Origin of the sequence: Variovorax sp. LjRoot175, assembly GCF_964253805.1 — a bacterium.
Classification (GTDB): domain Bacteria; phylum Pseudomonadota; class Gammaproteobacteria; order Burkholderiales; family Burkholderiaceae_C; genus Variovorax.
Genome location: NZ_CAXURY020000001.1, coordinates 3,619,221 through 3,639,769 on the forward strand (window position 1 = coordinate 3,619,221; position 20,549 = coordinate 3,639,769).

The window sequence follows — 20,549 nt, forward strand, 5'->3', positions numbered from 1 at the left end:
CTCAGGCGGCAACCGCCGCGCGAATCTGTTCCAGGACGTCCTTGGCGCTGGCCGGAATCGGCGTGCCCGGACCGTAGATGCCCTTGACGCCTGCCTCGTACAGAAAGTCGTAGTCCTGCCGCGGAATCACGCCGCCGACGAAGACGATGATGTCGTCGGCGCCCTGCTTCTTCAGCTCCTGGATGATCGCCGGTACCAGCGTCTTGTGGCCCGCCGCGAGGGTGCTCACACCCACCGCATGCACATCGTTCTCGATCGCCTGGCGCGCGCACTCCTCGGGGGTCTGAAACAGCGGCCCCATGTCGACGTCGAAGCCGAGGTCGGCGAAGGCGGTGGCGACGACCTTCGCGCCGCGGTCGTGGCCGTCCTGGCCGAGCTTGGAGATCATCACGCGCGGGCGCCGGCCCTGCTCTTCGGCGAAGGCCGCAATCTCGTGCTGCAGCGCCTCCCAGCCTTCGGCCGAGTCGTAGGCGGCGGCATAGACGCCCGTCACCTTCTGCGTGTCGGCGCGGTGCCGGCCGTAGACCTTTTCGAGCGCGTCGCTGATCTCGCCGACCGTGGCGCGCAGGCGCACCGCCTGGACGCTCAGGTCGAGCAGATTTTCCTTGCCGCTTTCTGCAGCCGCCGTGAGCGCATCGAGCGCCGCTTGCACCGCAGCGCCGTCGCGCTTCTCGCGGATCGCCTTGAGCCTGGCGATCTGGCCGTCGCGCACCTTGACGTTGTCGATCTGAAGAATGTCGTGCGTGTCCTCGGACTCGAGCTTGTACTTGTTGACGCCGACGATCACGTCCCGGCCCGAATCGATGCGCGCCTGCTTGTCGGCTGCGGCCGCCTCGATCTTGAGCTTGGCCCAACCGCTGTCCACCGCCTTGGTCATGCCGCCCATGGCCTCGACCTCCTCGATGATCGCCCAGGCGGCGTCGGCCATGTCCTGCGTGAGTTTCTCCATCATGTAGCTGCCGGCCCACGGGTCGATCACGTTCGTGATGTGCGTCTCTTCCTGGATGATGAGTTGCGTGTTGCGCGCGATGCGCGCGCTGAACTCGGTCGGCAGCGCGATGGCTTCGTCGAGCGCGTTGGTGTGCAGGCTCTGCGTGCCGCCGAACACCGCCGCCATCGCCTCGATGGTGGTGCGCACCACGTTGTTGTACGGGTCCTGCTCGGTCAGGCTCCAGCCCGATGTCTGGCAATGGGTGCGCAGCATCAGGCTCTTGGGGTTCTTGGGGTTGAACTCCTTCATGATCCGGCACCACAGCAGGCGCGCCGCGCGCATCTTGGCCACCTCGAGGTAGAAGTTCATGCCGATGGCCCAGAAGAAGCTCAGGCGCCCGGCGAAGCCGTCGACGTCCAGGCCCTTGGCCAGCGCGGTCTTCACGTACTCCTTGCCGTCGGCCAGCGTGAAGGCGAGCTCGAGCGCCTGGTTGGCGCCGGCCTCCTGCATGTGATAGCCGCTGATCGAGATCGAGTTGAACTTCGGCATCTTCTGGGCCGTGTACTCGATGATGTCCCCGATGATGCGCATCGAAGGCTCGGGCGGAAAGATGTAGGTGTTGCGGACCATGAACTCCTTGAGGATGTCGTTCTGGATGGTCCCCGAGAGCTGGTCCTGCGCGACCCCCTGTTCCTCGGCCGCGACGATGTAGCCCGCGAGCACCGGCAGCACCGCTCCGTTCATGGTCATCGAGACGCTGACCTTGTCGAGCGGGATCTGGTCGAACAGGATCTTCATGTCCTCCACGCTGTCGATCGCCACGCCGGCCTTGCCGACGTCGCCGGTCACGCGCGGATGGTCGCTGTCGTAGCCGCGGTGCGTGGCCAGGTCGAAGGCCACGCTCACGCCCTGCCCGCCCGCGGCCAGCGCCTTGCGATAGAAGGCGTTCGACTCCTCGGCGGTCGAGAAGCCCGCGTACTGCCGGATGGTCCACGGGCGCACCGCGTACATGGTGGCTTGCGGTCCGCGCAGGTAGGGCTCGAAGCCCGGCAGCGTGTCGGTGTACTTCAGGCCCTGCAGGTCGGCGGCGGTGTACAGCGGCTTGACGGTGATGCCGTCGGGCGTGATCCAGTTCAGCGCCGACAGGTCTCCGCCCGGAGCAGACTTGGCAGCGGCTTGGGTCCAGGCTTCGAGGGTCGCGGTTTTGAAGTTCGGTTCGGATTTGCTCATGGGCGCCGCTTTGCAAGGTCGTGCAAGTGTCGAGGAGTGTCCACGCAGGGGCGAGACAGTTCAAGGCGAGTCTAACCCATCTGTAATTATTAATTCAGAGTCCGTACTTGCGGTACATTCCGTACATGTCCGCCCTCACCCTGACCCCGCGTGCCCTCTATGAAGAGGTGGCGGAGCTGCTGCGCCAGCGCATCTTCAACCGCGAGCTCGACCCCGGCAGCTGGATCGACGAACTCAAGCTGGCGGAGGAATACGGCATCAGCCGCACGCCGCTGCGCGAGGCGCTGAAGGTGCTGGCGGCGGAGGGCCTGGTCACGATGAAAGTGCGCCGCGGCGCCTATGTGACCGAGGTGTCCGAGAAAGACCTGGCCGACGTCTATCACCTGCTGAGCCTGCTCGAAAGCGATGCCGCCGGCGTGGTGGCTGAACACGTTTCCGAGGCGCAGCTGGCCGAGCTGGAAGCGCTGCACGCCGAGCTCGAAGCCGCTGCCGCCCCCGGCAAGGTGGACCGCGCCCACTTCTTCGCGGTCAACGAGCGCTTCCATATGCGGCTCTTGGCCATCGCCGACAACCGCTGGCGCGACCAGATGGTGGCCGACCTGCGCAAGGTGATGAAGCTCAACCGGCACAACTCGCTCTTGAAGTCGGGCCGCATCGCCGAGTCGCTCAAGGAGCACCGCGCGATCATGGCCGCGATCCAGGCGCGCGATCCGGCTGCTGCCATGGCGCGCATGCAGCAGCACTTCAAGAACGGTTTGGAAGCCGCGACCTGAAGCCGCTCAGCAGCACCCTGCACCGCGTCAGGCGCTACGACATCGCCGAGCGCCGCGAGCTGCGCCGCACCACCATCGAGGACGTGCCCGAAGCGCGGCTGATGGCGGCCTGATCAGGCCGCCTGCGCCACCGGCTCGTGCGCGAGCGCCATCACGTCGTGCGGCGCCAGCGCCTTGAGCCTGTGGTCGCTCCACACCTGACGCCAGCGGCGCGCCCCCGCGAGGCCGTTGCGCAGGCCCAGCATGTGGCGCGCGATGTTCGACCACGGCGTGCCGTGCTCGGCGGCCTCGCGCACCATGTAGTCGCACATCGCTAGCTCGACCTCTTCGCGCGTGAGCGTGGAAGGCGCTTCCTTGTAGAAGACCGCGTCCCATTCGCTGAGCCACCAGGGGTTGTGATAGGCCTCGCGCCCGATCATGACGCCGTCGAGCAGGCGCAGGTGCGCATGCATCTGCGCGTTGTCGTCGAAGCCGCCGTTGATCGAAAAAACGAGCTCGGGGAAGTCGTGCTTTAGCCGGTGCACCAGCTCGTAGCGCAGCGGCGGCACCTCGCGGTTCTGCTTGGGCGACAGGCCCTTGAGCCAGGCGTTGCGCGCATGGACGATGAAGGTGCGGCAGCCCGCCTCGCTCAGCGCGCCGACGAAATCGCGCACGAACTCGTAGCTCTCGGTCTTGTCGATGCCAATGCGGTGCTTGACGGTGACCGGCACCTTCACCACGTCGACCATCGCCTTCACGCAGTCGGCCACCAGCTGCGGCTCGTTCATCAGGCAGGCGCCGAAAGCGCCGCGCTGCACGCGCTCGCTTGGGCAGCCGCAGTTGAGGTTGATCTCGTCGTAACCCCATTCCTCGCCGAGCTTGGCGCAATGCGCGAGCTCGGCCGGCTCGCTGCCGCCGAGTTGCAGCGCGACCGGATGTTCCTCGGCGTTGAAGCGAAGATGCCGCGGCACGTCGCCGTGCACCAGCGCGCCCGTGGTCACCATCTCGGTGTAGAGCAAGGCGCGGCGCGTCAGCAGCCGGTGAAAGTAGCGGCAGTGGCGGTCGGTCCAATCCATCATCGGAGCGACGGAGACGATTTTCTCTTTTAAATTCAACAACTTAGCGTTATCATTCATACACTTAGAACCCCTCGTGTGCACGCTCGTGTGCACTCCAAAACGCCCGAATACGCCCCATTTCGCCCTGTCAGTGCACACACAGCGCACACGAAATGCCCACCTTCAAGCAGCTTCCGTCCGGCAACTGGCGCGCGCAAGTCCGCCGCAAAGGTGTCTATGCGAGCGAGACCTTCCGGCGGCACAAGGACGCCCAGGAATGGGCTCTCGCCACCGAGCGCCGCATCGATTTGGGCGAACCAGCCAGCCGTTCAAAGATCAAGGATCCGACCACCTTCGGCGATCTGATCGACCTGCATGTCACCGACATGAAGGAAGTGCTGCGAGCTCCTCGGCGCTCGAAGGCCTTCACCCTCGATGCGCTGAAGACGAAGCTGGGCAAGTTGAAGCTGAAGGACCTCACGCGCGAGCGGCTCATCCAGTTTGGCAAGGACCGAGCCAAGGAAGGCGCCGGTCCTGTCACCATCAGCATGGACATCGGCTACATCAAGCTGGTAGTTTCTCACGCGGCAGCCGTCCACGGGGTTCGCGTTCAGGTAGAGCCCATTGATCTGGCCCGCATCGCGCTCAAGCGCCTGGGCCTGGTCGGAAAAGGTCGAGAACGGGACCGCCGCCCTACCCTGGATGAGCTGCAGGCACTTGCCGATTACTTCGCCAGCAATTCGCGGCAGATCATCCCTCTGGGACGAATCATGCGTTTCGCGCTCGCCACCGCGATGCGCCAGGACGAGATCTGCCGCATCCGCTGGGAGGACATCGATGCCAAGGCTTACACCGTGATCGTGCGTGACCGAAAAGATCCACGAGACAAGAACGGCAATGACCAGAAAGTGCCGCTGCTTGATGTCACGGGATTCGATGCCTGGGCCATTGTTGAGGAGCAGAAACCGTTCTCCGGGAACAGCAGCCTGGTCTTTCCCTACAACGGCCGCTCTGTCGGGACCGCTTTCCGTCGGGCCTGCAAGGAATTGAGCATCAAGGACCTCAAGTTCCATGATCTACGGCACGAAGCCGCCAGCCGCCTCTTCGAGGCGGGGTTCACCATCGAGCAGGCTGCGCTTGTGACTGGGCATAAAGACTGGAAGATGCTCAAGCGATACACCCATCTGAGGCCAGAGCATCTGCGCGGCGTCAGGCCAAAGAACATCCCACCGTCGCTCGATTTACCCACCGGCCCCACGCCTGCAGACATCGCTTTGGGCGCGTGGGGCAGCTCGGAGCGCCGAGCACAACAGGCCAATCCGGCCCCCTCCTCGCGAGTTGCAAAGCCTCACCATGAACATGAAGCGCTCAGCATGAGCTCTTCAATTTAGTTTGATTTCGGATCGTGCCACTTCAACAGACGCCCTTCTACCGGTCTCATCTTGCCGACTTACACCGACTTCTGCTTGCCCATGAAACCACGCAGACTTACCTGACTGGCACGCGCGTCAGGTTTGACGGAGTTGAGTTGGGGCCAACAAACAGTTTTGAATTCACTTTCGGTACGCTGTCGACTCTGGAGTTCGTCCACCTGTTTTCCGTGTTTGATGGCAGCCGCGTGCACCAACAGGCCGAGAAACGGCCTGGGTACGACGACGCACCGCCTGGCATGTACTTCACCGTGATCAACCCGACCGTCATTCAGCCTGGCCACAAGAACAAGCTGGGGATCTTTAGTCAAGAGACTGGCACCGCTGGCCTCTTCATCGAGGGAGTACACATCGACCACTATTTCCTGGACAAGCACAAGACACCTCGGGGACTGGGGGCGATCGCGTTCACCCTGGGCGCCATCACCGCACATCTGGCCGGCTTGGATCAAATTTCACTGATTGCGGCGGGCGGCAAAGGATTTGACCAGAGGCACGTCGGTTTCAAGGTTTGGCCGAAGCTTGGTTTTGATGCCGATCTGGTACCCGGCGAGCAACTCAACGCGCCGCATCTAAGGAACTGTGAAAGCGTGCAGGATATTCTGGCCGTCGACCCGGCATGGTGGGAAGCGGAAGGATCGCAGCGCCTGATGACCTTCGATTTGCGGTCTGGCAGCAGGTCTTGGCACAAACTGCTAACCTACGCAGGTGAAAATTTTTCTGTCGGAGGTCCGCATGACTAGCCCCACAGCCCTCAAGAAGCCCGCAAAGGCAGCGAAGGCAGCGCCTGGTCGCGTTTTCAATGTCTCAAGCAAGGGCATCCCGCGCGTAACAACCCAAGTTAAGGCGAAAATCGAAGCGGCTGCACGGTCGACAAGCAGCAAGCGGCGCAACTTTCCTGAGTTGATCACGGACGCTTAATCCGTAGATCGAGCGTTCGAGCCACACAAAGCTCACCGCGAGTGACCATGTCTAGCTACTCAGCTGGTTGATCTTGGTCTGGGCTTGCGACCAGCCAAGCCATTGCGCCAGCCTTCTCTTCGCCTTTACCTTCTCTTCGCCTTTAAATAGGCAGTGATCCTCGGACGGGGACTCCTCGAACTTCAGCCATGTCACCCAGTCTGACGCGGGGGAGAGTGCCGGTCCCTCGTGACGAATTGCACGCGGCCGTGGGCCCCCTTAGCATTGCCGCTCTATGGATGATGGCCAACGCAGAGTGCATCACAGGAGAACTGCCATGCTCAGACGACGCCAGGTACTGACCGCTATCGCAAGCGGCGGCTTGGCAGCGTGGACGCCCGTTAGGGCAGCCAGTGAGACTCAGACATGGCCTTCCCGTCCAGTGAAGCTCGTTATCGGCTTCCCTCCCGGGGGGCCGACTGACTACACCCTGCGTGTGTTGGCCGACAACGTCGCGCAGCAGACGGGTCAGCCCCTCATTGTTGAGAACCGACCAGGCGTGGCCAGCGCGATGCCAGCCTTCCTTCTACAGAACGCCGAGCCCGACGGCTACACCCTGGGCCAGGGAACGTCGGGCGTACTTCGTTTGGGCTACATGCAGCGACTCAAATGGGACCCATTGCAGGATCTGAGCTTTATCGCCGGCATTTCGGGTTACCTACTCGGTGTGGTGGTAAGGGCGGATTCGCCGTTCACGAGCGCGACGCAGCTCATCGACTGGGCGCGCGCCAACCCCGGTCGGCTGAACTACGGGTCCACCGGCGTATTGACCGGCCCTCACGTGGCCATGGAAGACATCGCGCTGCGTCTGAGTCTGCGATTCAACCACGTTCCCTATAAGGGCAGCGCCGACCTGATGCAAGCCGTCCTGAGTGGCCACGTCATGGCTGCCGCCGATTCCTCCGGGTTCATCCCGCATGTCGAGGCTGGAAAGCTGCGCCTGCTGTGTACTGGTGAAACGTCCATGGCCCGATTTCCCGGTGTGCCCACCTTGCGCGACCTGGGCCTGCCCATGGGGCAAAAATCACGCTATGGCCTGATCGGCCCCCGTGGCATGGACAGCCAGCTCGTGGAGCGCATCCACGAGGTATTCAAGCGAGCCATGGAACAGACAAATCATCTCGAGGCCCTCGCTCGTTTCGACCAGCAGTTGATTTACATGAGCCCGGCCGACTACAGACGCTTCGCTGTCGGAACCGTAGCCAGCGAGCGTGTGCTGATGGAGCGGCTGGCGTCGACGAGCGACCGATGAGGCCAGGCGACACAGCATGCATAGACACCACCGACGCGGGCGCCCTTTGCCGGCAAGAAACACCGATGGTCGGTGACACAGCACTTGGTTTCGGCCCCTTCACTCTACTGCCCGAGCAGCGAATGCTGCTCGAAGACGGGCTGCCGGTACGCTTGGGCAGCCGCGCCTTCGACCTGCTGACCACGCTTGTCGAACGAGCCGGCGAAGTCATTTCCAACGCGGAATTGATCGCGCGCGTGTGGCCTAACGTGGTCGTAGAGCCCGGGGCGCTTCGTGTCCACCTGGCCGGGCTGCGCAAGGTGCTTGGCGACGGCCGCGAGGGCCAGCGCTACATCGTCAACGTGCCGCTACAAGGCTACTGTTTCGTGGCGGTCGTCACGCGCGTCCGAGCATCCGATACCGTGGGGCAGCTGCCCCGGCGCGATGCTGCCGCACCGGCGCTCGTGAGCGCTGTGGACTCCGATGCGCCCATGGGAGTGCCGTTGCCGGCGCAGGTGGCACGGCTGATCGGCCGCGAGGAAGTCGTGGCCGACTTGCTTCGTGAACTGCCGCTGCGCCGCTGCATCACCTTGGTGGGGCCGGCCGGCATGGGCAAGACCACGGTGGCCTTGGCGGCGGCCCGGCAGATCGCGCCGGAATTCGCCCATCATGCGGTGTTCATCACCCTGGCGCCCCTCAACGACACGCGGTTGGTCATCGACACTGTGATCTCCGCGCTGGGCGTGGAAGCTCTGGCCGTCGACCCACTTCGCGGGCTGCTGGCCTACCTGCGTGAACGCCGGTTGCTGATCGTGCTGGACAACTGCGAGCACGTGATTGCCGCCGCTGCGGAACTTGCCGAGGCCCTTCTTGCGGGTGCGCCAGGCGTTTACCTGCTAGCTACCAGCCGCGAGCCACTGCGCATCCAGGGCGAGTGGGTACAGCGCTTGGATGCACTGAAGGTCCCGCCGACGCTGGAGCGCCTGAGCACGCACGACATGATGCGTTACTCCGCCGTCGAACTGTTCGTCGAACGGGTGCGCGCTGGGCTGGATCGCTTTGAACTGGGTGAGGCGGAGTTGCAGCCGGTGGTAGAGATCTGCCGCTCACTTGACGGTATTCCACTGGCGCTGGAACTGGCGGCTGCCGGCGTCGAGCGATTGGGCGTGCGGGGAGTGGCTGCGCATCTTGGCAACCGGATGGCGCTGCTTACTCGCGGGCGCCGCACCGCGTTGCCGCGCCACCAGACGCTTCGCGCCGCCCTGGATTGGAGCTACGCGCTGCTCTCGTCCGAGGAACAGGTGCTGCTGTGCGTGCTGTCGATTTTCCGCGGTCGCTTCACCCGCGAGGGTGCGCTCGACGTGATGCGGGACTGGGGTTTCGCCGACGTCGACGACCTGCTTTACAACTTGGTCAGCAAGTCGCTTCTGACGTCGGACATCAGTGGGGAGGTGGTGCAGTACTGGTTGCTTGAAACCACGCGTGAATACGCGGCGGCACTGCTCGAGAGCCGTGGGGAGACAGGCCGAGTCGCGCAACGCCACGCCGAGCACATGCTGGATTGGGCGGACGCTGCTCTGCAGCGCCGGGCGCAACTTGCGGACGGCGATTGGCTGGGCCTGCACGCCCACCTGATCGAGGACGTGCGCGCCGCGTTGCAATGGAGCATCTCCGCGCGTGACATCCGCTTGGGCGTGGCGCTCGCAGGCGCCTCGGCGCCGCTATGGTTTGCACTTTCACGAATGGCCGAGTACCTCGGTCTAGTTGAAAGCTTCATCGAGCGTCTGGAAGATGCGGGGCCGCTCGAGCCGCAGCGCGAATTCGCACTCTACGAATCAGTCGGGCACGCCTTATGGAACACTCGTGGCGCCAGCACCGGAGCCATCGCTGCATTCCAGAAGGCCCTCCACGCAGCCGAGCGCGCCAATGTCATGCCTGACCAGATGCGTGCACTCTGGGGCCTGTGGCTGGTTGGTCATTCTGCCGGTGACTATCCGTTGACGCTGCATCGCGCCGAGCAGTTTGGTGCCTTGGCCTCGCTTTCGAAGGATCCGGCAAACGAGATCGTGCACCACCGCATGATGACGCTGAGCACGCACTACATAGGAAGGCACGCGCAGGCACGTCGACACGCGCAGGCCGTGCTCGATCGGCCGCTGAGCGCCCATTCAGCTGCGCGCAACAGCTCTTACCACTTCGATCAGCGCACGACCGCATTCATGACAATGGCGCGAATCCTGTGGGTGCACGGATTTCCTGATCAAGCCTTAGCTCAGGCCGAGTGCGCCATAGAACGAGCGCGTTCGATCAATCACTCGCTATCGCTGTGCTTCGCGCTGTCGATAGGCTGTTGCCCCGTCGCCTACTGGTGCGGTGACCTGGAGCGCGCACAGCGCTATACGCACTTGCTACAGAGCCGCTCCAAGGAGTACTCGCTGACCCTTTGGGGCACCTACGGCGAAGGTTATGGCCTCGCGCTCGGCCTTCTGCGCGGTGAGCCCTCCCCGGTCGTTCTTCCGAGCCAGTGGTCGAACATGCTGCGTGACATGCTGTGCACTGTGCACCCGGAACTGGCAGACGCATCAAGTCTCGAGCGCGGACTCGGCGGCAGAGTGCCTTGGAACAAGCCCGAGGTACTGCGCGTTCTCGCCGCGCGCGCTCGCCGGTCTGGCGATATCAAAACTGCCGAGCGGCTACTCAACGAGGGCCTGAAGATTGCCGCCGAGCATGAGGCGCTCTCATGGTCGCTGCGCTGCGCCATGGATCTGGCCGACATGCTGCACACCAGCAAGTCGGCCAAGGCCGCCCGTTCCGTGCTTGCGCCGGTCTACGAATCCTTCTCCGAGGGGTGGGAGACGGCCGACCTGAAGGCGGCTGCGACCATGCTCAAGAGCCTGGCGTGAAGGCGCTCAGCTCACGGCGCCGGCACCGGACGCGTCGATCTGTTTCAGGAATTCCTCATCCACGCCTACAGCATCGAGCTCTCCCGCAGCGATCGCGGCCTCGGCGTCCTGGGGCGTCCATGATCCACTCACGATCAGCCCGTTGGGGAAGATCGGCCGCACCTGCATCGCGATGGACTGCATGATCGGCCCGGGCTGACGGTTTCCCGCCGTCAGGTGGATGTAGGCCAGCTCGATGCCATCAAGGGAACGCAACGCGCGGCTGACGAGCCCGAGCAGGCCTGCGCTCTGCGGCAGCGAAAGGCTCAGGCCCACCCGGTCCGGAGGCCAGGTTCCGAACAGGGTCTGGAGCGCTCCGGTGAGGAAGTTCGCACCCGATAGATCGTCGGAAGGCCAGCCAGCGTTACCCGCCAGATCGCGAGATGCGCTCAGCAAGCGTTCTGGAAGGGAACCGTGCGTGCCCACCAATTCCACGCCGTCGAATCCGGCGTCGCTCGCGTTGTCTGCGGCAGCACGGTAGGCAAGAAGCGCGTCGTCGACCTGATCAGTGTTTGGCAGCTGCTCGCCAACTGACCGCGCGTCGCCAATGCGGGCGACCGCGATGGCGCCGCCAGCGTGAATGGCCTCGACTACGGTGCGCCAGCCGTTGACTTCGTGCGCAGATCGGATACCCAGCACGGGACCACTCGCACAGTCGTGAACCGGCGCAATGGTGCAGATCACGAGGCTGGCTTCGAGGGTATGAGTCCGATAGTGGTCGGCCAGCGAGCGGAGAGCTTCGCCGGGCTGGCCTGTACCGGCCAGTCCGGGTTGGCCGATCAGAACAATCCCGTGACCGAGCTGCAGGGCGCCCAGCTTTAACCGGGTGAACAGGTTGCGGACAGGGGTCGAGTGCATGGGAACGCGCCGCGATGCGCTGGGTTGGGTTGGGTTGGGGCCTGACGTCATCGTGCTCAGCGGCATGCCGGACCGCAAGTTATGGCTTGTTAAGGGCCGCACCCTTGCGAGCCTTCGCAAGTCTTAACTCGCATTGCCTCGATGGGACTCGAAGAATCCGTGTCATCGATCCCAATCACCCGCTTGCACGCCATGAACGCCTGTCTGCCCTCACACCTGTCGCCCAACGCCTCGCACACGAGATTTCGGCTGCCGGGGACCGCGCCACCAGTGGAGGCTTCAGGTCATGGGTCGGAATGCTGTATCGGCGCTGGAGCCCGTGGCGCCACCTCGGCCATGCCGGGCGTCGTCGGTATCCGGATGCCCGCGGCGTCTCCGCGTTGGCTCATGGGCGTGCAGGTGTGTGATGCCCCTCACGGCTACGACAACACCGCGCAGGCCTATGCGGCGCAGACGCACATCGTCGAATGGCATCTTGCCCCCGCCAAAGTGCGTCGGCTCCTCCCCTCGGGCCAGGTCATGGAGACCCTGCCGCCCAGTGGCTTCATTGTGCGGCCAGCGCACGCCCAGCTAGGCTTGGTGGCCAGCGGTCCTGCGCGCTTTGTGCACTTCTGCATTGGTGACACGTTCGTTCGCACTGTGGCCGTTGACTGGCTGGGCGACACCGCGGATCGCGATGACTTGCTGCGCATCGAGCGCGTGATGTGCAGCGACGCATCGATCCAGCCCATGCTGGACCACTACCTGCGGCGCGCACTAGACGAGGAGGAGCCGCCAACTCGGCTGGAAATGGACAGCCGCGCTCACCTCGTGATGCTTCAACTGCTCAAGCGCCATTCGGCGCTGGCCCAGAAGGGCCGTCGCGTACGCCGCAGCGGCGGTTTGGCTCCTTACCAGCTCCATCGCGTATGCGAGCTGATGACCCAGGACCTGGCCGAGGAAGTCCCCCTGAGCGAACTCGCAGCCGCGGTCGGGCTCTCGTACCACCACTTCTGCCACGCCTTCAAGGCGTCTATGGGCCTCGCTCCACACCAATGGCTGGTCGGGCAGCGAGTCGAGAAGGCGTGTGAGCTGCTGCGTACCACGCGTGAGTCGGTCACGGAGATCGCTGCCTTCGTGGGCTATGACGACCCGAACCCGTTGCTGCGAGTGTTCCGCGCGCGGCGCGGCACCACGCCTGTGGCTTACCGCCGCCAGTTTCAAGGCAGGAGTACCTAGTGAAATTGCAATGGCTCGCAATCGGCACCGGTGCGCGCAAGCGGGGCCGAGCAGCATGTGAGGCGGCCTGCAACGATGACGCATTGATCACCACCGGAGCTCAATGAAATGCACCTCACCTCTGCACATGCGCAGTCCGTCATCGCCGCCGCCCAGGCCAAGGCGCGCGAAATGGGCCTGCCTGTCGTTATCGCGATCATCGATGCCGGCACGCATCTCAAGGCCTTCGAGCGGATGGACGGAGCCGTGCTCGGTTCCATCGACATCGCGGTCCGCAAGGCAAAGACTGCGGCGCTGTTCGAAGCCGACAGCGAATCGGTTTGGGAGTACTGCAAGCCCGGCGCACCGGCGCACGCGCTGGAGCTCACCAACTCGGGTCTGGCGCCGTTCGGCGGCGGCATGCCCCTTCGGGCGCGAGACGGCAGGTTGATCGGCGCGCTCGGCATCTCCGGCGGTGCCGTCTCGCAGGACGTCGAGGTCGCCCAAGCGGGCCTCGCCGCGTTCGAGGCGGCCATCCGCGACTGAATCACGAAGTTCTTCACCCCAGTACGAAAGGAAGTCCCATGAGCAATACCAAGACGATTCTCATCACCGGCGCAGGATCCGGTTTCGGCGAAGGTGCCGCCATCGGCATGGCCAAGAACGGCCACTACGTCATCGCCACCACGCATGTCTCGTCGCAGGTCATGCCGCTGCGCCAGAAGGCGAAGGAACTCAGGCTGACCAACCTGCGCGTCGAGCGGCTCGACCTGACCGACCAGTACGACATCCGTCAGGCTCAATCCTGGGACTTCGACGTCCTGTGGAACAACGCCGGCATGGGCGAGGCCGGTCCCGTCTGGGAGATTCCGGTCGATCTCGTGCGCCGCAACTTCGAGGTCAACGTCTTCCTCCCGCTCGCGCTCACGCAAGGCGTCGTGCAGAAGTGGGTTGCACAGAAGAAGAGGGGCAAGGTCGTTTTCACCTCGTCGATGGGAGGCCTGTTCACGCCGGCGAACTGGGGCACCTATGTCTCGACGAAGCACGCGCTGGAGTCGATCGCCGAGGCGCTGCAGCAGGAGGTCGAACCTTACGGGATCAAGGTCCAGACCATCAATCCCGGGGCGTACTTCACTGGCTACAACGAGACGATGGCGGACAACCCGTTCCGCTGGCTCGACGACGCCAAGAACTTCACCAAGCGAGCCATGTTGCGCAAGGGCTTCGACGACTTTTTCGCGACGCCCGAAGGCCGGATGGACCCGAAGGAGATGATCGACCGGATGATCGAGATCGTCCCGGCGGACGCTGGCAAGTTCCGCAACGTCGTGCCGAAGAAGATCGAAGACATGCTGAAGGCTCATCAGCTCGCGGCTTGGGACAACCCCATCTGAACTTTCAGAGCTGGCAGTCCCTGGGCGGCCGCCTGGCAGAGCGGCCGCCAGCCCGTCCACCCAACCCGATCCCATGCCTTCCACCAGTTCTCTTCCGGGCACCGCCTCGTTGATCGTTTGGACGCTCTTCCCGCTATCACTCGCGCCAATGCCTGCTTGGGCACAGGATCCAGGGGCGTCGCCGCGCACTGCACTTCTGGCCCTCGGGGATGACCACAGCCGCGGCGCCACCAACTGGCGATCACCTCATGGGGTGACTTAAGGCAACGCTGATCAAGTCGACCGCTGGCATGCCGCATGCGTCGTCTTCCACATGAAGCAACAGACCCTGGCTATGGCCGCTGATCAGAACGTGCAGTACGAGCGCTACCGCAGGCCAACGAAGCGCGACATGTTCCTGGCGACGATGGAGCAGATCGTGCCGTGGGCTGCATTGTGCGAGGTCATCGAGCCGCACTACCCGAAGGCCGGCAATGGGCGACCTCCGGTGGGACTGGAACGGATGCTGCGGATGTACTTCGTGCAGCATTGGTTCAACCTGGCCGATGCAGCGTGCGAGGACGCGTTGCTGGACAGCACGGCGCTGCGCCGATTCGTTGGCATAGACCTGGGCCGAGAGCGAGTGCCCGACGCGACCACGTTGTTGAAGTTCCGCCGCCTGCTGGAGAAACACAAGCTGGGCGAAGCGCTATTCGCCAAGGTGGGCGAGGTGCTGCAGGTCCATGGCCTGAATGTCGGCACCGGCACGATTGTGGACGCCACGATCATCGGCGCACCCAGCTCCACCAAGAACAAGGAGAAGAAGCGCGACCCGCAGATGCACCAGACCCGCAAGGGGCGGCAATGGTATTTCGGCATGAAATTGCACATCGGCGTAGACAGCCAGACGGGTCTTGCGCACAGCGCGGTAGTCACGGCAGCCAACGTGCACGACAAGCATCCGCTGCCCGACCTTCTGCACGGCCAAGAGAAGCGGGTCTACGGCGACTGCGCCTATGCCTCGCAGAAGAAGTTGATCGAGGGCAAGGCGCCGGGGGCCGCGGACTTCACCAACCAGAAGGTCCGCAAGGGCAGCGTCACCGAGGAACTCGAGCGCATGGTCAACCGCATCAAGTCCAAGGTGCGAGCCCGGGTCGAGCACGTATTCGCCGTCGTCAAGCGCCTGTGGGGCTTCGACAAGGTGCGCTACCGCGGCCTGAGCAAGAACGCCACGCGCTCGTTCGTCGCGCTCGGTTTGGCCAACATCTATCTCGCACGCGGAGTACTGTATGAGCAGGTGCGCCCATAAGGGGCATCGAGCGAGCCCGCGGCTCGCAAAGCGGCCCGAACTGGGTCAGAGTGCGCTGGATCTTGCCCCGATTTCGCGCACAACCTGCGAAAACCGTCTCAATTCATGCATCTCGCGCCATCGACATACTGGATGGCCGAGATCGGCTGCTTGATCAGCGTTGCCTTAAGGCGATGTTGAGCTTCACATGCGCACTCTGCGCAAGCAGTTTTGCGACATGGGAGGCAAAGAGATCGAAGGCCGTGCATCCCTCTTCGCGCGCCATCTGCGCGATGTGCCGGTCGTAGAGCGCGATGCGCTCGTCCAGCCGAGTCAATTCGCTGAGCAGATCGCCGATGACCGTATTGCTCCACCCGGGCAGATCCTCCAGGCACGCCATGGCTTGGCTGCGCACGGTCGATGCCTTCAGCTGCAGCACGACACCGAACTCGCCGAGCAACCCGCGGATCCGGTTGATGGTTGCAGTGCGTTGGTCGACGAATCCCTGGCGCACGCGGTGCACGCTCAGTTGCGATTGCTGCTGCAGGCTCTTGATCGGCACGAATCTCATATTCGGCCGTTGCACCGCTTCGCAGATCGCTGCCGCGTCGGCCGCGTCATTCTTGCCACGCTTGCCGGACAGGCGATACGGGCTGACGAACTTCGGTGCCATGAGGCGCACCCTGTGACCGTGGGCCATGAACAGACGCGCCCAGTGGTGTGCACCGGAGCACGCCTCCATGCCGATCACGCAGGGTGGCAGCGCCGCGATCAACTCGAGCAACTTGGTGCGCGCCACATTCGGACACACGAGCTCGGGCTTGCCGGCTTCGTTCACACCATGGACAGCAAAAACGTTCTTGGCGAGATCGATGCCAACGTACAAAATCGTCATGGGCTTCCCCTTTCCGAGTGAGTTGATGGAGCTTCGCACCCCCATCGTGGCACTGTGTTGCCGGCAGCCGCAATACGCAGCGGCTTGATCGGGATGGGGAGGCCCCTTTCATTCGGCTTGGGGTTGGTGTTGTGATGTACGACGTACTCATCGATGGCAGCGACGAGTTCGGGCACGCTGGTGAACACGCCTCGGCGCAGCCGCTCGGTGGTGATGTCGCGAAAGAAGCGCTCGACCATGTTCAGCCACGACGCCGAGGTGGGGGTGAAGTGCATGTTGAAGCGCGGCTGCTTGGCCAGCCACTCCTGCACGGCCGGATGCTTGTGCGTGGCGTAGTTGTCGGCGATCAGGTGCAGCGTCTTGTCCTTGGGCGTCTCGCGATCGATTTGGCGCAGGAACTTCAGCCACTCGATGTGGGTGTGGTGCTGCTGGCACTGGCCGATGACCTGGCCGTCCAGCACGTTGAGCGCGGCGAACAAGGTGGTGGTGCCGTTGCGCTTGTAATCGTGCGTCATGGTGGCCGCGCGCCCCTTCTTCAGCGGCAACCCCGGCTGCGTGCGGTCCAGCGCCTGCACCTGGCTCTTCTCGTCGCAGCACAGCACCAGCGCATGCTCGGGTGGCGACATGTACAGCCCCACGATGTCCTCGAGCTTCTGGACGAACTTGGGGTCGCGCGAGACCTTGAAGCCGCGCACGATGTGAGGCTTGAGCCCATGCGCCTGCCAATGCCGCATGACGGTGCTGGCACTGACGCCCAGAACCTCGCCCATCTTGCGTGTGCTCCAGTGCGTGGCGGCCTCGGGCGTGGTCTGCGTGGTCAGCTGCACCAGCTTGGCCGCGTCCACCTTCACCGGCGGTGCGCCACGCGGCAAATCGCGCTCGATGCCCTGCAGCCCCGATTCCAGGTAGCGCTCGCGCCAGCGCGCGACCTGCACGCGCCCGATGCCAAGCTGCTCGGCGATGTCCTTGTTCTGCAGGCCCTGCGCGGCCAGCAGAACAATGTGCGCGCGCTGCGCCAGTCTGACACTGGTGCGCTTGGAGCGCACCAGCCGCGTCAACTCGATTTCCTGCTCTGTCGTCAATTCAATCGTCGGGGCAACTCGCACTTGCTCGCTCCAATGCAAACCGTAGTAGAGCATTGGAGGCGAGCAGTTCACTTACGTTCCCTCAAGAATCAAACACTACACTAGGCTGCCTGCAGGTTGCGTGTTTCCCAGCCCTGCCGCACTGTTGTAGTCCCCATTTGCGAACCGTGCAGTCGGTGCATCCGGTGGATTGATCGGAGCAGTTCCGCCCCGGCTCGGCGTGTAGGGTGTCCACGGCGGCACGCCATTGGTGCCGCCACCAGTGGTCGTGCTCGAGACGATGTATTGCTGGATTTCCCAGTCCGGTCGTGCCGCCACCTCGATGACTTGCGTCGTACCCGGCACTGCCCGCACGGATAATCCCGGATCGGCGTTGTAGCCGGGCTGCGTTGCCACATCCCAGTGCTCCAATGTGTTGGCCGAGACGCCTCGATTCTTGTTGCCCATCAATCGCATCTGCTCCTCGATCTGCTCAGGTGTGTAGCGCCCGCCGCTCTGCTGCGACAGTCTATGCGCCAAGGTTCGCTCTTCCGGATGCAGCTGCCGATTGTTGTCGACGGCATTGCCGCCTGCGGCCGCCGCAATGTACGCACTGCTCACATCACCGCCCACCAGTAGCCCCGCGAGCCCCGCCATCGTCTGGCTGAACCCCGAAACGCTTGCGCTGTCCAGCAGACGATTCGGGTCGTAGAAGTCCGCTGCCAGATTGCCAACCACCGCGCCGACGGCACCGCTTGAACAACCAGTTGCCGCGCTGCCGCCACCTGCGCTGGCGCGACCTGCTCCAACCGCACACCCCAGGATCGCATGCGCCACCTCGGCAGTGAAGGCATTGAGCCGCTGGTTGCCCTGCGGTCCGGCCGTGCCGATCGCAAACGCCCCCTGGGCCGCCACCGTATTCAGGATGGCAGTGGCAAGGCCGGACTGGAGTTCGTCCTCCAGGCTGGTGCCATTGATCGCGCTGCGCACCAGTGAGCTGGCCACCCCGTCGATCAACTGGCGCTGCAGTTGATCCGTGAACAGCGCCGAGCCGTTGGTTGCGTTGACGAGGTTGTCCGGCAGGATGCCCGAGCTGCTCAGCCCTTGCAGCGCCCCCGCAGTGACCATGGCCGTGGCGATGTTCTTGATGCTCTCGCTGCTGCCCAGCTCCTTGAACACGGCGCTGAGGTCGCCGTTGTTGTTGGCCAGCGAGATCGTCGCCTGGCTTGCCATGGACGTGATGCCTGCTTGCAGGGCCACCGTCGTGGCGGGATAGGCTGCTGCGCTTGCGCCCATCACGGCCGTCCCTGCGCCTGCCGTCGCTACCCCGACCACCACGCTCACCACGATCGCAGCCACCGGACCCATGCCGCTCTGGCTATAGGCCCACCTCTCGTGCTCCTCCTGCACGCGCTGCCACTCGACGCTGTTGGCGAAGGCGGGGTCTTCAGTGAGCTTCTTCACCCACTCCATGCCGGGCTGCTGGCTCAGTGTGACGAGGCTGTCTCGCTCGCCGATCTGCGCAGTCACGCCGCCATCGGCCTTGATGTTCAAGGTCGCCACGTTGAAGCGGTTGTACTGGCTGGCCTCGTCCACGCGCCCGCTGCCCGAGGCCGACACGAAGGCCGCATCGCCCTCGTTCTCCTTCTGGCTCATCGCGCTGGTGGTGCTCTGCGTGAGCAGGCTGAGCTTGCCGCCGGCCTGGAGGCCCAGGCTCTCGGCGTTGGCCTCGATGGCGCCAAGCGTCATGTCGCCGCCGCTTCTGAGCTTGATGTCCGTCGCGTTGAGGGTGGTGCGCGCCAGCGTGGTCTCCTGGCTGTCGGCGTCCAGGCTGTAGTGGCTCATGCCGCTCTTGGTGGCGTGGCGGGTCTCGGCACTGGCCTGGTTCTCGCCGGCGTAGAGAGTGAGCTTGTCTCCGGCGTCGAGGCTGAGGGTCTCGCCGGCGCTCAGGGTCGCGGCCCTGGCCGTGAGGTCGCCCCCGGCCTGCAGGCTGACGTTGCCGGCGCCGCTGACGATGCTGCCGATCTCCTGGCTTTGCAGGCCCTCGCGCGCGTTCTTCTCGCTCCAGCGGATGTCCTCGCTGCGCCCGGTGGTGACGCTGTCGAGGTTCATGTCGCGCCCGGCCGAGAGGCTGGCGTCGCCGGCGCTTTTCACCTCGGCACCCGCGAGGGTGATGTCCCGGCCCGCCACCGCCATCAGGCTGCCGCCTGGATTCGTGACGTAGAGGCCCGCCACGCGGTCGAGCGTGACGGCGGCGAGGTCGACGCCGCTCGCGGCGTCAGAGTACGGCAGCATGCCGGTGCTGCTGCGCGAGTCGCGCGTGGTGGTCACGATGTTGATGTCGCGCCCGGCAATGGCGCTCAGGCTGTTGGCGGCATCGATGGTGCCGCCGATGACGTTGAGGTCGGTCTGGGCGATGACGGCCACATCCTGCCCGGTGATGCGTCCGCCCAGGTTGTGGATGTTGTCGGCGGAGATGACCACCGCGTTGCGCCCGGCGATGGTGCCGCTCGCATTGGTGAGATCGCCCGCGAAGCGCATGTCCACGCTGCTGCCCGACAGCAGCGCGCCGGAGCCGTCGATGTCGCCTTCCCGCACGCGCACGTAGACCTGGGGCACCAGCACCTTCTGCGTGCTGCCGTCGGCAAGCGTCACTTCCTGCTCGACCAGCCAGACGATGGGGGGCACTCCGAATGTTGGTCGCCAGGATCAAGTTACCGCTGCAGGCATTACAAGGCGCCCACGCTCCAGAGCGCTGGCCACAACATCGTTTGGCAGATCTGGTGGAAGCGCTGCTTCTGATCGCACGTACAGGGCCTTGTCAAGGAATGGTTTATGTTCTCGCTGCGCGTTGCGCGCCGTTTGAGAGCTAACCACTGCCCATTCTGGATCCCACGGCCCGACCATTGCGGTCATTAACTTCGCAATCATGTCTGCTGAGTTGACGTCGAAGCTCGGTGGGAGGCCGAGCATCACCACGTTGCTCGATCCAATGGTGGCGTATTTTCCGCACCCGATCGACAGCGACGCTACCCGGGCGTCGGGAAGGCCGTTCCACATAGCAATTCCGAACCCTAGCTCTTCGATCACTTCGTTTCCGATGTCCTTGCGATTGCGCCCTTTCGCGAAGAGCTGTGTAAGCGCTTCTTCGGAGGTTGATGAAATCGACGGATTGCTCAGCGCAGCTTTTCGGCTTACCCCTTTGGCACGCCATTCCAAAAAATCGCCGCTAACTGTCGCCAGAGAAGCTAGGAAAAGCCGAGTGCGCGTGACGCACTCGGCCAGGTCTTCCCGCCGGTCTCCCCAGTACGCACCTGCAAAATAAAATTCCATCTTCTGT

Annotated in this window: 14 protein-coding genes and 2 pseudogenes; 9 read left to right on the forward strand and 7 right to left on the reverse strand. The window is 64.0% G+C overall.

All coding sequences use genetic code 11. From position 1 onward, the window contains the following. Window position 1: 1 nt before the first annotated feature. Entirely contained in the window at window positions 2-2,161 is a 2,160-nt protein-coding gene (scpA, locus tag ACSQ89_RS17955; protein WP_093108202.1) for a methylmalonyl-CoA mutase, read from the reverse strand. A gap of 125 nt (window positions 2,162-2,286) precedes the next feature. On the opposite strand from scpA, the gene ACSQ89_RS17960 reads away from it, so the two are divergent. Next, entirely contained in the window at window positions 2,287-2,934 is a 648-nt protein-coding gene (locus ACSQ89_RS17960) for a GntR family transcriptional regulator (RefSeq protein WP_436296312.1), read from the forward strand. Between the two features lie 113 nt (window positions 2,935-3,047). Here the strand turns inward: ACSQ89_RS17960 and dusA are convergent, their stop codons facing one another. Continuing rightward, on the reverse strand, window positions 3,048-4,049 hold the full coding sequence (dusA, locus tag ACSQ89_RS17965) for a tRNA dihydrouridine(20/20a) synthase DusA (RefSeq protein WP_436292700.1): 1,002 nt from the start codon (window positions 4,047-4,049) through the stop codon (window positions 3,048-3,050). 95 nt (window positions 4,050-4,144) lie between these two features. On the opposite strand from dusA, the gene ACSQ89_RS17970 reads away from it, so the two are divergent. The 4 genes from ACSQ89_RS17970 (at window position 4,145) to ACSQ89_RS17985 (ending at window position 10,495) form a co-directional block, all read left to right on the forward strand. Beyond that, window positions 4,145-5,362, forward strand: a complete 1,218-nt coding sequence (locus tag ACSQ89_RS17970) for a site-specific integrase (RefSeq protein ID WP_436296313.1) — start codon at window positions 4,145-4,147, stop codon at window positions 5,360-5,362. Between the two features lie 14 nt (window positions 5,363-5,376). Then, window positions 5,377-6,144, forward strand: a complete 768-nt coding sequence (locus ACSQ89_RS17975) for a hypothetical protein (protein ID WP_436292699.1) — start codon at window positions 5,377-5,379, stop codon at window positions 6,142-6,144. Between the two features lie 653 nt (window positions 6,145-6,797). Continuing rightward, window positions 6,798-7,613, forward strand: a complete 816-nt coding sequence (locus ACSQ89_RS17980; RefSeq protein ID WP_436296314.1) for a tripartite tricarboxylate transporter substrate binding protein — start codon at window positions 6,798-6,800, stop codon at window positions 7,611-7,613. Window positions 7,614-7,735: 122 nt separating this feature from the next. Next, entirely contained in the window at window positions 7,736-10,495 is a 2,760-nt protein-coding gene (locus tag ACSQ89_RS17985; protein ID WP_436292697.1) for an ATP-binding protein, read from the forward strand. Between the two features lie 6 nt (window positions 10,496-10,501). Here the strand turns inward: ACSQ89_RS17985 and ACSQ89_RS17990 are convergent, their stop codons facing one another. Next, a complete protein-coding gene (locus tag ACSQ89_RS17990; RefSeq protein WP_436292696.1) occupies window positions 10,502-11,392 on the reverse strand; it encodes a hypothetical protein in 891 nt (296 codons plus the stop codon). Between the two features lie 336 nt (window positions 11,393-11,728). Here ACSQ89_RS17990 and ACSQ89_RS17995 point away from each other — a divergent pair, with 336 nt between their 5' ends. The 4 genes from ACSQ89_RS17995 (at window position 11,729) to ACSQ89_RS18010 (ending at window position 15,271) form a co-directional block, all read left to right on the forward strand. Next, window positions 11,729-12,610 (forward strand): helix-turn-helix domain-containing protein, encoded by an 882-nt coding sequence (locus ACSQ89_RS17995; protein ID WP_436296315.1) that lies wholly within the window; start codon window positions 11,729-11,731, stop codon window positions 12,608-12,610. A gap of 108 nt (window positions 12,611-12,718) precedes the next feature. Then, window positions 12,719-13,135 (forward strand): GlcG/HbpS family heme-binding protein, encoded by a 417-nt coding sequence (locus ACSQ89_RS18000; RefSeq protein WP_436292694.1) that lies wholly within the window; start codon window positions 12,719-12,721, stop codon window positions 13,133-13,135. A gap of 38 nt (window positions 13,136-13,173) precedes the next feature. Next, window positions 13,174-13,983, forward strand: coding sequence for an SDR family oxidoreductase (locus ACSQ89_RS18005; protein ID WP_436292693.1), 810 nt, complete (start codon window positions 13,174-13,176; stop codon window positions 13,981-13,983). 313 nt (window positions 13,984-14,296) lie between these two features. Beyond that, window positions 14,297-15,271: an IS5 family transposase gene (locus ACSQ89_RS18010; RefSeq protein ID WP_436296316.1), complete on the forward strand. Its 975-nt coding sequence runs from the start codon at window positions 14,297-14,299 to the stop codon at window positions 15,269-15,271. Window positions 15,272-15,524: 253 nt separating this feature from the next. On the opposite strand, the pseudogene ACSQ89_RS18015 reads toward ACSQ89_RS18010, so the two are convergent. The 4 genes and pseudogenes from ACSQ89_RS18015 to ACSQ89_RS18030 all read right to left on the reverse strand — a co-directional run. Continuing rightward, window positions 15,525-16,145: pseudogene (locus ACSQ89_RS18015) on the reverse strand (IS110 family transposase); the annotation flags it as partial. A 113-nt stretch (window positions 16,146-16,258) separates the two neighbouring features. Next, window positions 16,259-17,251 (reverse strand): annotated as a pseudogene (locus tag ACSQ89_RS18020) (IS630 family transposase); the annotation flags it as partial. 75 nt (window positions 17,252-17,326) lie between these two features. Then, window positions 17,327-19,897: a DUF637 domain-containing protein gene (locus ACSQ89_RS18025; RefSeq protein WP_436296317.1), complete on the reverse strand. Its 2,571-nt coding sequence runs from the start codon at window positions 19,895-19,897 to the stop codon at window positions 17,327-17,329. A gap of 21 nt (window positions 19,898-19,918) precedes the next feature. Further along, window positions 19,919-20,542: an Imm52 family immunity protein gene (locus ACSQ89_RS18030; protein WP_436292691.1), complete on the reverse strand. Its 624-nt coding sequence runs from the start codon at window positions 20,540-20,542 to the stop codon at window positions 19,919-19,921. Window positions 20,543-20,549: the final 7 nt, after the last annotated feature.

Bases quoted from the DNA above. Each gene is read 5' to 3' on its own strand.
- dusA (WP_436292700.1), bottom strand. From the start codon at position 4,049: ATGAATGATAACGCTAAGTTGTTGAATTTAAAAGAGAAAATCGTCTCC.
- ACSQ89_RS17995 (WP_436296315.1), top strand. From the start codon at position 11,729: ATGCCGGGCGTCGTCGGTATCCGGATGCCCGCGGCGTCTCCGCGTTGG.
- ACSQ89_RS18000 (WP_436292694.1), top strand. From the start codon at position 12,719: ATGCACCTCACCTCTGCACATGCGCAGTCCGTCATCGCCGCCGCCCAG.
- ACSQ89_RS18005 (WP_436292693.1), top strand. From the start codon at position 13,174: ATGAGCAATACCAAGACGATTCTCATCACCGGCGCAGGATCCGGTTTC.
- ACSQ89_RS17990 (WP_436292696.1), bottom strand. From the start codon at position 11,392: ATGCACTCGACCCCTGTCCGCAACCTGTTCACCCGGTTAAAGCTGGGC.
- ACSQ89_RS17970 (WP_436296313.1), top strand. From the start codon at position 4,145: ATGCCCACCTTCAAGCAGCTTCCGTCCGGCAACTGGCGCGCGCAAGTC.
- ACSQ89_RS18030 (WP_436292691.1), bottom strand. From the start codon at position 20,542: ATGGAATTTTATTTTGCAGGTGCGTACTGGGGAGACCGGCGGGAAGAC.
- ACSQ89_RS18010 (WP_436296316.1), top strand. From the start codon at position 14,297: ATGAAGCAACAGACCCTGGCTATGGCCGCTGATCAGAACGTGCAGTAC.
- ACSQ89_RS17985 (WP_436292697.1), top strand. From the start codon at position 7,736: ATGCTGCTCGAAGACGGGCTGCCGGTACGCTTGGGCAGCCGCGCCTTC.
- ACSQ89_RS17960 (WP_436296312.1), top strand. From the start codon at position 2,287: ATGTCCGCCCTCACCCTGACCCCGCGTGCCCTCTATGAAGAGGTGGCG.
- scpA (WP_093108202.1), bottom strand. From the start codon at position 2,161: ATGAGCAAATCCGAACCGAACTTCAAAACCGCGACCCTCGAAGCCTGG.